Annotated in this window: 10 protein-coding genes; 7 read left to right on the top strand and 3 right to left on the bottom strand. The window is 69.8% G+C overall.

Annotated elements, in window-relative coordinates:
- Nucleotides 1-67: 67 nt before the first annotated feature.
- Entirely contained in the window at nt 68-1,009 is a 942-nt protein-coding gene (pgfA, locus tag ABEB28_RS20635; RefSeq protein WP_345729798.1) for a cell envelope lipid trafficking protein PgfA, read from the top strand.
- Between the two features lie 167 nt (nt 1,010-1,176).
- On the opposite strand, the gene ABEB28_RS20630 is transcribed toward pgfA, so the two are convergent.
- Nucleotides 1,177-2,043 carry a class I SAM-dependent methyltransferase gene (locus ABEB28_RS20630; RefSeq protein WP_376981121.1) on the bottom strand — a complete coding sequence of 289 codons (867 nt, stop codon included), beginning with the start codon at nt 2,041-2,043 and terminating at the stop codon, nt 1,177-1,179.
- Between the two features lie 444 nt (nt 2,044-2,487).
- On the opposite strand from ABEB28_RS20630, the gene rpsA reads away from it, so the two are divergent.
- The 3 genes from rpsA (at nt 2,488) to coaE (ending at nt 5,724) form a co-directional block, all read left to right on the top strand.
- The gene (gene rpsA, locus ABEB28_RS20625) at nt 2,488-3,996 is read left to right on the top strand and encodes a 30S ribosomal protein S1 (protein WP_345729797.1); all 1,509 of its coding nucleotides are present in this window, start codon (nt 2,488-2,490) and stop codon (nt 3,994-3,996) included.
- A 98-nt stretch (nt 3,997-4,094) separates the two neighbouring features.
- Complete coding sequence (locus ABEB28_RS20620) at nt 4,095-4,664, top strand: hypothetical protein (protein ID WP_345729796.1); 570 nt, start codon at nt 4,095-4,097, stop codon at nt 4,662-4,664.
- Nucleotides 4,665-4,776: 112 nt separating this feature from the next.
- Nucleotides 4,777-5,724: a dephospho-CoA kinase gene (gene coaE / locus ABEB28_RS20615; RefSeq protein WP_345729795.1), complete on the top strand. Its 948-nt coding sequence runs from the start codon at nt 4,777-4,779 to the stop codon at nt 5,722-5,724.
- Nucleotides 5,725-5,755: 31 nt separating this feature from the next.
- On the opposite strand, the gene ABEB28_RS20610 is transcribed toward coaE, so the two are convergent.
- Together ABEB28_RS20610 and ABEB28_RS20605 are read right to left on the bottom strand one after the other, a co-directional pair.
- Nucleotides 5,756-7,447, bottom strand: a complete 1,692-nt coding sequence (locus tag ABEB28_RS20610; protein WP_345729794.1) for an ABC transporter permease — start codon at nt 7,445-7,447, stop codon at nt 5,756-5,758.
- Nucleotides 7,444-8,367 (bottom strand): ABC transporter ATP-binding protein, encoded by a 924-nt coding sequence (locus ABEB28_RS20605; RefSeq protein ID WP_345729793.1) that lies wholly within the window; start codon nt 8,365-8,367, stop codon nt 7,444-7,446. Before ABEB28_RS20605 ends, ABEB28_RS20610 begins: the two co-directional genes overlap by 4 nt.
- A 282-nt stretch (nt 8,368-8,649) precedes the next feature.
- On the opposite strand from ABEB28_RS20605, the gene ABEB28_RS20600 reads away from it, so the two are divergent.
- The 3 genes from ABEB28_RS20600 to ABEB28_RS20590 all read left to right on the top strand — a co-directional run.
- Complete coding sequence (locus ABEB28_RS20600) at nt 8,650-9,090, top strand: GbsR/MarR family transcriptional regulator (RefSeq protein WP_345729921.1); 441 nt, start codon at nt 8,650-8,652, stop codon at nt 9,088-9,090.
- Nucleotides 9,091-9,157: 67 nt separating this feature from the next.
- Nucleotides 9,158-11,341: an excinuclease ABC subunit UvrB gene (gene uvrB / locus ABEB28_RS20595; protein ID WP_345729792.1), complete on the top strand. Its 2,184-nt coding sequence runs from the start codon at nt 9,158-9,160 to the stop codon at nt 11,339-11,341.
- Nucleotides 11,342-11,520: 179 nt separating this feature from the next.
- Nucleotides 11,521-11,958, top strand: a 438-nt coding sequence (locus tag ABEB28_RS20590; protein ID WP_345729791.1) for a cellulase family glycosylhydrolase, incomplete at its 3' end; no start/stop codon positions are given.

The raw sequence follows: 11,958 nt of genomic DNA, 5'->3' as shown, positions 1-11,958 counted from the left end.
CTGGTAACCTCTCCGGGATCGCTCGGGGAAAACAGCGTTGAAGTGCAGGTCTCCTGGGAGGAACCTCATGCGTCGTGTCGTGGGTGCCGTGGTTTTGGCACTCGGAACTTTTTTGGTGGTAGCGGCTGTTTTGCTGCCCACCTACGTGGCATCGAACTTGGTGAAAACACCACTCGATCAGTACACGATCAGTGTCGCCACGTCCGACAGCGCAACCGTATTCGACGTCTCGACGCTGACCGTGCAGCAGAACGTCCCGGTTGAAGCGACCCGCACCGTGCGGGCGAATCCAGAGGAGAGCACCGACGACGTCGTCGTGTTCGACGCGTTCCTCGTTGTCGAGGACGCTCGGAACGACAAGCAGATCACCTTCTCCAGCGACCACGTCGGTCTGGACCGGCGCAGCGCTGAGGCCCAGAAGGGCTTCGACGCCACGGTCGACGACGAGCCGACGGACCACGAGGGCCTGATCTACAAGTGGCCGTTCGGCGCGGAGAAGAAGACGTACAAGTACTTCGACACCACGACCCGCAAGGCCTACGACGCGGAGTACGTGAGCACCGAGGACATCAACGGCCTCGAGGCGTACAAGTACGAGATGGAGATCCCGGCCACCAAGATCGGTGAGCTGGCGGTGCCGGGCGAGCTGGTCGGCAGCACCGAGCCGGACGTGACCGCGGACCGGTACTACACCAACGTCCGCACGGTCTGGGTGGAGCCGAAGAGCGGCGTCGTGCTCAAGGGTCAGGAGCAGCAGAAGCAGACGCTGCGGGACGCCTCGGGCGCCGACAAGCTGACGCTGTTCGAGGCCACGCTCACGTTCGACGAGCAGACGATCAACGAGGCGGTCGACACCGCCGAGGACGCGATCTCGCAGATCACCCTGGTGCGCACCGTGGCGCCGTTGGTGATCGGTGTGCTCGGCGTGATCCTGATCGTCGTCGGTCTGTTCCTCGCGCTCCGTGGCGGCGGTCGGAACGAATCGTCGTACCGCCCGGCGAAGTCGTAACCGGTCGCTTACACCAGCGCCCGACGGGGTCGTTTTCCGTCCGATTAGGTACCGGAAGGTACCTCGACCCCGGACAAGATTGACAAAACAGTGCCGGCCTCCCCCTCAATAGGGACACAGGAGGCCGGCACTGTGCTGTTTCCACCCGAATTCGGCGGCCGGCGCCGTCAATCCCGGCGGCAGACGTAGATCGCGGTGCCGGGCACCAACGCTCCGCGCAGCGGACTCCACTGGCCCCACACCTCCTGGTGCCCCTCCGGCCATTCCGGCTCCACCAGGTCGACGAGCGTGAACCCGGCGGCGACGAGCTCACGCACCCGGTCGCCGAGCGTCCGGTGGTGCTCGACGTAGGTCGCCCGGCCGTCGTCGTCGAACTCGGCGTACGGCGTGCGGTCGAAGTACGAGTGGTAGACGGTCAGACCCTCCGGGCCCGGATCGTCGGGGAAGGCCCAGCGGAGCGGGTGGGTAGTGGCGAACACCCAGCGGGCGCCGGGCCGCAACACCCGGTGGACCTCACGCATCACGGCCGCCGAGTCGGCCACGAACGGCACCGCGCCGAACGCGGAGCAGGCGAGGTCGAAGCTCTCGTCCGGGAACGGCAGCGCTCCCGCGTCCGCGAGTACCAGGGGAACGTCGACCCCGGACCGGTCGTTCGCCTCCCGGGCGTGCCGCAGCATTCCGGCGGAGAGGTCCAGCGCGATCGGCCGCGCGCCCTGGACGGCCAGCCAGCGCGAGCAGGACGCCGCGCCGCAGCCGACCTCGAGCACGTTCCGGCCGGCGACCGGCCCGAGCAGTTCCGCGCCCTCCTCGGTCAGCCCTTCCGGGCACCACCGGAATTGCACGTCGCCGAGGAAATCGCCGTGGGCGGCCTGGTAGTCGTCGGCGTCGGCGTCCCACCAGAGCCGGCTCGCCGACCGGCTCTCCGCCGGGCCGACGGGGCGGTGCGTGATGCCGGTCGTACCGAGTGCCTCGACGGCGCTGACGTGCTCGCTGAACCCGGTGGTGCCGTCGTCCGTGTCCGTAGTGTTTTGCACGTGCCCAGTGAACCCGTTTCGACGGGGGACCGCTGCGGTCGCCCGACCCCGAAGACCGATCTCCCGCCGGCCGCGGCGACGCGCTCGTACCGGTGGACACGAGTCGCCGGCGGTAGCGGCGTTCGCACATGCCCGGAATTCCGGTTTCGGAGCCGGAATTGCGGCGGCGGATTCGACGTTGAGGCGGTATCTACCCGCAGGTAGAGGTCGAGCGCGGCTCGCGTTGGACCTTAAGGCCGCCTGCACGGTAGGCTTGAGAACGCGTTATGGGCTGACCGTGCCTCAGTAGGGAGCAGGCTCGCAGCCGTATGCGTGATCGGGTCTGAGTGCGCCCGAGTCGCGCCCGTTGGCACCGGGGTGTGACTGGAGTGTTTCGACCCGCGTCCGCGGCGGGCCCGTGACGCACGGCACGACTCATTGTCCCAATCCGGAGCAACCGCCCACATGACGAGCAGCACCGAGGCCCAGCCGACCACCCCGCAGGTAGCGGTCAACGACATCGGTTCGGAAGAGGCCTTCCTCGCCGCGATCGACGAGACCATCAAGTACTTCAACGACGGCGACATCGTCGAGGGCACGATCGTCAAGGTCGACCGTGACGAGGTCCTGCTCGACATCGGCTACAAGACCGAGGGCGTCATTCCCTCGCGCGAGTTGTCGATCAAGCACGATGTCGATCCGGCAGAGGTCGTCTCCGTGGGTGACCACGTCGAGGCCCTCGTCCTCCAGAAGGAGGACAAAGAAGGCCGACTGATCCTCTCCAAGAAGCGCGCTCAGTACGAGCGGGCCTGGGGGACGATCGAGAAGATCAAGGACGAGGACGGCGTCGTCACCGGCACCGTCATCGAGGTCGTCAAGGGTGGTCTCATCCTCGACATCGGCCTCCGTGGCTTCCTCCCCGCCTCGCTGGTGGAGATGCGCCGGGTCCGCGATCTGCAGCCGTACGTCGGCCGCGAGCTCGAAGCGAAGATCATCGAGCTCGACAAGAACCGCAACAACGTCGTCCTCTCCCGCCGTCAGTGGCTGGAGCAGACGCAGTCCGAGGTCCGCAGCGAGTTCCTCAACAAGCTGCAGAAGGGCCAGGTCCGCAAGGGCGTCGTCTCGTCGATCGTCAACTTCGGTGCTTTCGTCGACCTGGGCGGCGTCGACGGTCTGGTGCACGTTTCCGAGCTCTCCTGGAAGCACATCGACCACCCGTCCGAGGTCGTCGAGGTCGGCCAGGAGGTCGAGGTCGAGGTTCTCGACGTCGACCTGGACCGCGAGCGCGTTTCGCTGTCGCTGAAGGCGACCCAGGAAGACCCGTGGCGTCAGTTCGCCCGCACGCACCAGATCGGCCAGGTCGTCCCCGGCCGGGTCACCAAGCTGGTGCCGTTCGGTGCGTTCGTCCGCGTGGACGAGGGCATCGAGGGTCTGGTCCACATCTCCGAGCTGGCCGAGCGCCACGTGGAGATCCCGGAGCAGGTCGTCAACGTCGGCGACGAGATCATGGTCAAGGTCATCGACATCGACCTCGAGCGTCGTCGCATCTCGCTGTCGCTGAAGCAGGCCAACGAGGGTGTCATCGACGCCGACTCGTTCGACCCGACTCAGTACGGCATGGCCGCGACCTACGACGAGCAGGGCAACTACGTCTACCCCGAGGGCTTCGACCCGGAGACGAACGACTGGCTGCCCGGCTACGAGAAGCAGCGTGAGGAGTGGGAGCGCCAGTACCAGGAGGCGCAGTCCCGCTTCGAGGCCCACCAGAAGCAGATCGCGGAGGCCCGTGCGGCCGAGGCGACCGCTGCCGAGGAGACCTCGTACTCGTCCGACTCCGCCGCCACCGGCGGTGGGGCGACGAGCACCGGCAGCAGCAGCACCAGCACCCGCGACGACTCGGCCGCGACCGGCACGCTCGCGACCGACGAGGCGCTGGCCGCACTGCGTGAGAAGCTGGCCGGCGGCCGCAGCTGATCAGGGGGCGAGCGTCCCAACGCTCGCCCGGTAGTTCCATGGGGATGCCCCGAACGCGCACACGTTCGGGGCATCCCCGTTTTTTCGGCTGGCGCGTCGTGCTCCTCGGCGTGGCCTGGGTGGCGCTGGCGGCGACCGGGCTCTCGGTCGTGCTCGCGTCGCCACTGCCGGACCGGCATCCGGACGAGGCGGTCCTCGACGGACGCGTGACCGCCGGCCTGATCGGCTGGGTCGTTGCGGCGCAGGCCGACGCGGTCACGATGGAGCGGGTCACCGGCGTCGACGGTCCGCGCCGAGTCGACGCCGCGGTGGATCTCCGCCGGGCCGGCAACAGCGGCGCCTGGGCGTTCCTCCTGGCCGGGCTGGCGCAGCCGGAAGAGTTCTTCGAGATCGGGCGCTCGTACCGGATGCAGCTCTACGTCCGTGACCTCCACGCGTCCGGGCGCCCGGTGACCCTCCGGATCACCGACGGTGCCGCGGATCGGGGCCCGACCGACGAGTCGGTGACCGCCGGTTTCACCGATCGCTCCTGGCACCTGTTGACGCGGACGTTCGTCGCCACTCGGGACGCGTTTCCGGACACGGCGCTCTACGTGGCGCTGCCTCCGGACGGACCGCTGCACTGGCAGGCGACGCTGGCGAGCGTCCGACGCCTACCGTCCCCCTGATCCTCCGGCGCGTTCCGGTGCGCGTTTTCGGGAAGAGCACCTCTGCTGCCGCCGCGGAGACGTTGTCTTCCGGGAAATGCGGCCTGGTGCTGCGGTCGGGCAGGATGGTGCCGTGCTGAGGATTGGGTTGACGGGTGGCATCGGGGCGGGGAAGAGCGCAGCGGCGGCGGCCTTCGCCGAACACGGCGCGGTGGTGATCGACGCCGATCGACTCGCCCGTGAGGTCGTCGAGCCGGGGAAGCCGGGCCTGGCGGCCGTCGTCGAGGCGTTCGGTGCCGACGTGCTCGCCCCGGACGGCTCGCTGGATCGGCCGAAGCTGGGCCGGGTCGTGTTCGGCGACGACGCCGCCCGCGCCCGCCTCAACGCGATCGTGCACCCGCTCATCGGGGCGTTGACCGCCGAACGGCTCGCGTCCGCGCCGGAGGACGGCGTGGTCCTGCACGACATCCCGTTGATCGTCGAGGGCAACTCGGGCGCGGGATTCCACCTGGTCGTCGTCGTGACCGCGCCGCTGGAGACCAGACTGGCCCGGCTCACCGGTATCCGCGGCATGTCCGAAGAGGATGCCCGCGCCCGGATCGCCGTCCAGGCGACCGACGAGCAGCGGATCGCCGCGGCCGACGTCCTGCTCGACAACGCCGGCCCGCTCGACCGGCTGCAGACCGCGATCGCCGAGCTCTGGGAGCACCGGCTGGTGCCCTACGCGGCGGGGCTGGCCAAGGGAATCCCCGCGCCGCTGCCGACCCGGCCGGTCCTGCCGGACCCGACCTGGCCGGTCCAGCACGCCCGCTCCGCGGCCCGGCTGCGGAGCTGGCTGCACCGGCCGGACCTGCCGGTCGACCACGTCGGCCCGACCGCGGCACCGGCTCCCGGCGTCGCGGTACCCGACGTGCTGGACCTGCGGGCCACCCTCCCGGACGCCGACGCGGTGCGATCCGCTGCCGCGGCGCTGACCGGATCCGGCTGGATCGTCGGCGCCGAGCCGTACTCGGACGGCGCGGTCGCGCACTCCGCCGACCCGGGCCGCCCGGCGCGGCTCTTCCTGACCGCCGACGCCTGAGCGGCCTGACCCCCGACGTCGGACGGTCGGGTCAGCCGATGTCGCGGCGGCGGAACCCGGCCAACCCGACGCCGGCCAGCACGGCGGCGAGCGCCAGCAGCCAGGCGTAGGGGGCGAACGCGGAAGCCCCGTCCGGTAGCGCACCGGGCAGCGTCGGCACGTGCGTGAACGGGGAGAGGTTCATCAGCCAGCCGGGGAGCTGGAGGAACTCGCCGAACTGGCCGATCACGATGGCGACCAGCAGCACGGCCCAGCTGACCGCGGCCAGCCGGGGGAGCAGCCCGAACAGCGCGACCGCGACCGCGGCCAGCACCAGGACGGCGGGCAACTGGCCGAGCGCCGCACCGATCTGCCGGACGGCCTCCGACCCGACTGCGTCGGTGCGGATCCCGTGCGCAACGCCGGTCGCGAGACCGGCGGAGACCAGTACGACCGCCGATCCGACGGTGACCCAGAGTACGTGCGCGCCGGCCCACGCGACCCGGCTCACCGCGCCCGCCAGGACCGGCTCGGCGCGGAGGGACTCCTCCTCGGTGCGGGTCCGGAGCACCGCACCGACCGCGTAACCGGCCACGATCATGCCCATGATCAGGTAGATCATCGACAGGTAGACGTCGGCGAGGCTGCCACCGGCACCGGTGTACTCCCGCAGCAGTTCGGCGGTCTCCGGGTCGTTGGACGCGGCGGTCACCATGTCCTGGGCGAGGGCTCCGAACGCCGCACCGCCGATCGCGGCGCCGACCGCCCAGCCGATGATGCTGCCCCGCTGGAGACGCCAGGCTAGGCCGAACGGCCCACTCAGCGAGCGGGGCGCCACCGCCGGCCCCAGACCGGGGCGGAAGATCCCGGCGCCGGCGTCGCGACGCATCCGCAGCGCGACGACGGCCGTGAGCAGAAGCAGGACCGTCACGGCCGGGATCAGCAGCACCCACCAGCGGTTCCCGGCGAACGGACGGACCGCCTCGGCCCAGCCGATCGGGGAGAGCCAGGACATCCAGCTGCCGGAGGAGCCGCTGACCGCGGCGGAGTCGCCGGCGGCACGCAGCAGGAACGCGGCGCCGAGCACGGCTCCGGCGATGCTGCTCGCCGTACGGGCGTGCTCGGTCAGCTGAGCGGTGAGAGCGCCGACCGTGGCGAAGACCAGTCCCACCGACACACAGCCGGCCATCAGCGCCAGTGCTCCGGCGAACGGAATGCCGCCGACCGTGAGCAGCGCGGCGACGCTGAGGACCAGGATCAGGAGGTTGAGCAGACCGACGAAGAGGAGCGCGGCGGTGAGCCGGGCGTACCGGCCGACCGGTCCGGCGTCGACCAGGTCGGATCGGCCTGCCTCCTCCTCGGCCCGGGTGTGCCGGACGACCAGGAGGTAGCTCATCAGGCCGAGGAGTACCGCGGCGAACGTCAGGACCTGCCAGGCCGTGGCGCCGCCGTAGGTGTTCAGCGCACGCGGCGGGCCGGTCAGCGCGACCAGGCCGGGGTTCACGTCGCTGCTGTACGCGCCGGCGAAGCGGTCGAGATCGGCTTGGGTCGGGTACAGCCCTTTCATCGGCGCGGCCTGGCTGTAAACGAACAGCACGATGCCGAGCGTCCACGCCGAGGCGCGGACCCGGTCGCGGCGCAGGGCCAGGCGGAACAGCGTGCCGGTACCGCTGAGCCCGCCGGTGCCGCGGCCGGAGCGGGTGGGGGCGTCGGCCGGGCGTGGTGGGCTGGCGACGGCGGTCATGACCGCGCGCCGTTCAGCGCGGGCTCGTCGCTGTAGTGCCGCAGGAACAGCTCCTCCAACGTGGGCGGCTGGCTGACCAGGCTGCGGATGCCGAACTGTTCGAGCCGGCCGAGCAGCGTGCCCAGCGCCTCGGCGTCCACCTGACACGTGAAGCGCGTGCCGGTCACCGTCACGTCGTGCAGGCCGGGCAGGTCGGTGAGGCCGTCCGGAGCGCGGCCGAGTTCCGCCTCGATCGAGGTCCTGGTCAGGTGGCGCAGGTCCGTGAGAGTGCCGGTCTCGACGACCCGGCCGCCGCGGATGATGCTCACCCGATCGCAGAGCTTCTCGGCCTCGGCCAGGATGTGGCTGGAGAGCAGCACGGTTCGTCCGTGCGTCCGCTCCTCCCGGATGCACTGCTGGAAAACGGCCTCCATGAGCGGATCGAGGCCGGACGTCGGCTCGTCGAGGATCAGTAGCTCGACGTCGGACGCCAGGGCTGCGACCAGGGCGACTTTCTGCCGGTTGCCCTTGGAGTAGGTCTTGGCCTTCTTCCGGGGATCGAGTTCGAACCGCTCCAGCAGGTCGGCCCTGCGCCGTGGGTCCAAGCCACCACGGACCCGGCCGAGCAGGTCGATCACCTCGCCGCCGGACAGGTTCGGCCAGAGGTTGACGTCCCCCGGCACGTAGGCCAGACGCCGGTGCAGAGCGACCGCGTCCCGCCACGGGTCGCCGCCGAGCAGCCGGGCCTGCCCGCTGTCGGCGTGGAGCAGCCCGAGGAGAACTCGGATGGTGGTGGTCTTACCCGCCCCGTTGGGACCGAGGAAGCCGTGGACCTCGCCGGAGCGGACCGTGAGATCGAGCCCGTCCAGCGCGCGGACCGGCCCGAAGCTCTTCACGACCTCGGCGAGTTCGATCGCCGGAGCAGCGTCGTTGGTTGCCATAGTTCTGACGGTATCGAGTCTTCACAAATTTGTGAAGATTGGCGAGACTGATAGGGACCAGGCAGGATCGGAGCAGTCGGATCGGTGGAGGGAGAGCTGGTGGCGAGACCGGAGAGCGGCAACGGCGCGGTGGGCGCCGAGGCTGGCACGGAGCTGATCCCCCCACCGGCCGCAGACGCGACCGACGTCGGCGAGGTCGACGCTCGGGCGGGCGACGCTCCCGAGATCTCCGCGGTGGACGAGGCGGTGCGGGCCGAGTACCGCGAACGGTTCGCACTGGTGATGACGAACTGGGGCCTTCAACGGATGGTCGCCAGGGTCTGGGCTGCGCTGATCGTGACCGATTCGCCGACGATGACGATGCCGGAGTTGGGCGAGACCCTCCAGGCCAGCGCGGGAGCGATCTCCGGGGCGGTCAAGACGTTGACCTCGATCGGCCTGGTCGAGCGGGTTCCCGCCCCAGGCAGTCGCCGCGACCACTACCGGATCGCCGACAACGGCTGGTACACGGCGATGCTGGAGAAGAATCAGCAGCTCATCCAGGGCATGATCGATCTGTCCGGAGACGGCGTCGAGAAGGTGGGAAGGGACTCGGTGGCCGGCCATCGGTTGGCCGAGATGCACGACTTCTACTCGTTCATCAGCGCCGAGGTGCCGACCCTCCTCAGTCATTGGGAGAAGGCCCGGGACGCCCGACGCGCGGCCCGGGAGGAGACCGCGTAGCGGGGTGTTCGGGCCGGGAGAGTGAACGCGGCGCGTTCTGTCGGACCCTCGACGTACCGTTGTTCTCATGAGTCCGTCAGCCCGTCCCGCCGCCGGTCCGAACGCGCCCGAAGGCCTGCGTGACGACGACATCGCCCACGGCGAGACCTCGGCGATCGTGCGGCGCCCCGGCCGGTTCCAGGTGGTCAGCGACTACGAGCCCGCCGGTGACCAGCCGGCCGCGATCGACGAACTCGAACGGCGCATCCGCGCGGGCGAGAACGACGTCGTGCTGCTCGGGGCCACCGGTACCGGCAAGTCGGCGACGACGGCCTGGCTGATCGAGCGCGTCCAGCGCCCCACCCTCGTCATCGCACCGAACAAGACGCTCGCCGCCCAGCTGGCGAACGAGTTCCGCGAGCTGCTGCCGAACAACGCGGTCGAGTACTTCGTCTCGTACTACGACTACTACCAGCCCGAGGCGTACGTCCCGCAGACCGATACGTACATCGAGAAGGACTCCTCGGTCAACGAGGAGGTGGAGCGGCTCCGGCACTCGGCGACGATGTCGCTGCTCACCCGGCGGGACGTCATCGTGGTCGCCACCGTCTCGTGTATCTACGGCCTCGGTACGCCGCAGGAGTACATCGACCGGTCGATCCCGCTGACGGTCGGCCAGGAGATCGAGCGTGAGAAGCTGCTCCGTTGGCTCGTCGACGTGCAGTACACGCGTAACGACCTGAACTTCACCCGAGGCACGTTCCGGGTCCGCGGCGACACGGTCGAGGTCATCCCGGCCTACGACGAGCTCGCCGTCCGCATCGAGATGTTCGGCGACGAGATCGAGCGGCTGTACCACCTCAACCCGCTCACCGGCGAGGTCGTCAACGAGGAGACCGAGCTACACGTCTTCCCTGCGACCCACTACGTGGCCGGTGCGGAGCGAATGGAGCGGGCGATCCGCGGCATCGAGGCCGAGTTGGAGTCCCGCCTGGCCGAGCTGGAGCGGCAGGGCAAGCTGCTGGAAGCGCAGCGGCTGCGGATGCGCACCAGCTACGACATCGAGATGATGCGCCAGGTCGGGTTCTGCTCCGGCATCGAGAACTACTCCCGGCACATGGACGGCCGCGAGCCCGGCTCGCCCGGCTTCTGCCTGATCGACTACTTCCCGGACGACTTCCTGCTGGTCATCGACGAGTCGCACGGCACCGTCCCGCAGATCGGCGGCATGTACGAGGGCGACATGTCGCGGAAGCGGACGCTCGTCGAGTTCGGCTTCCGGCTGCCGAGTGCGATGGACAACCGCCCGCTGAAGTGGGAGGAGTTCCAGGACCGGGTCGGCCAGACCGTCTACCTCTCCGCGACGCCGGGCAAGTACGAGCTCGAGCGCGCCAAGGGCGAGTTCGTCGAGCAGATCATTCGGCCGACCGGTCTGATCGACCCGGAGGTGCTGGTCAAGCCCACCAAGGGCCAGATCGACGACCTGGTGCACGAGATCCGGGTCCGGGCCGAGCGCGACGAGCGCGTCCTGGTCACCACGCTGACCAAGAAGATGGCCGAGGACCTCACCGACTACCTGCTGGAACTCGGGATCCGGGTGCGGTACTTGCACTCCGAGGTCGACACGCTGCGCCGGGTCGAACTGCTGCGCGAGCTGCGCAAGGGTGACTACGACGTGCTGGTCGGCATCAACCTGCTCCGGGAAGGGCTTGACCTGCCCGAGGTCAGCCTGGTGTCCATTCTCGATGCGGACAAGGAAGGCTTCCTGCGCAGCGAGACCTCGCTGGTGCAGACGATCGGCCGGGCGGCTCGGAACGTCTCCGGTGAGGTCCACATGTACGCGGACCAGATCACGCCCTCGATGCGGCGCGCGATCGACGAGACCAACCGGCGCCGCGAGAAGCAGATCGCCTACAACACCGAGCGGGGCGTCGACCCCCAGCCGCTGCGGAAGAAGATCGTCGACATCCTCGACGACATCTACCGCGAGGCCGCCGAGAACGAGAGCGGCGAGCTGATCGGTGGGTCGGGGCGGCAGCAGTCCCGCGGCAAGTCGCCGGTTCCCGGGCTGAAGTCGAAGGCCACCGTCGGGGTCGGCGCGCACCGCGAGGGCATGGCCCGCGCCGAGCTCGCCGATCTGATCCAGCAGCTCAACGATCAGATGCTGGCTGCCGCCCGAGAGCTCCAGTTCGAACTCGCGGCCCGGCTGCGGGACGAGATCGGCGAGCTGAAGAAGGAGCTCCGCGGCATGGACGCCGCAGGCGTGAAGTAGCACCCGCTCCGGAGCCGCGCGCCCGGGGCGTCGCAGGGGAGGGGTGCGTGCGGGGTGTGGCGGGAGGCGCGTGTGCCTGCGCTCCCGTGCGGCTCCCGGACGACACTCTCCGGCACACCGTCCGCTTCCGATGAGACCTCCGTCAGAACACGGATTGTTCTCCCGGAGGATTAAAGACGATGGACCGTCGTAAGTTGCTCGGCGCCGCTGCGATCGCCGTCCCCGCCATCGCCGGCGCCGCCCTGCTCAGCGACCTCGACCTGGGCAGCGACGCCCGGCCGGCCGCGGAGGGCCTCGCCTCTCCGGTCGAGGGGGTCTCCGGCGACGCCGCCGTCGCCCAGAACGCCGCGCCGCCGGTGATCGGCGTCCAGTTCCACGGCACCTGGGACATGTACTGGAACAGCCTGACCCCGAACGCGATGTTCCACAAGCACCTCGACACGCTCGCCGCCCAGGGCGTCCAGGTGATCCGCCTCGACGTCGGCTGGTCCTCCGGGCAGCCCACGAACGTCGCTCCGAGCGCGAGCCAGTGGTACCACCAGCGCGTCGGCATGGTGATCGACGCCGTCCGAGCGCGGGGCATGCAGATCTTCGTCACCGTGCACCAGTCGCCGGCG

The organism is Cryptosporangium minutisporangium, from assembly GCF_039536245.1.
Taxonomy (GTDB): domain Bacteria; phylum Actinomycetota; class Actinomycetes; order Mycobacteriales; family Cryptosporangiaceae; genus Cryptosporangium; species Cryptosporangium minutisporangium.
The sequence above is the reverse complement of the archived record's forward strand: the minus strand, read 5'-3'. Positions and strand labels throughout refer to the sequence as shown.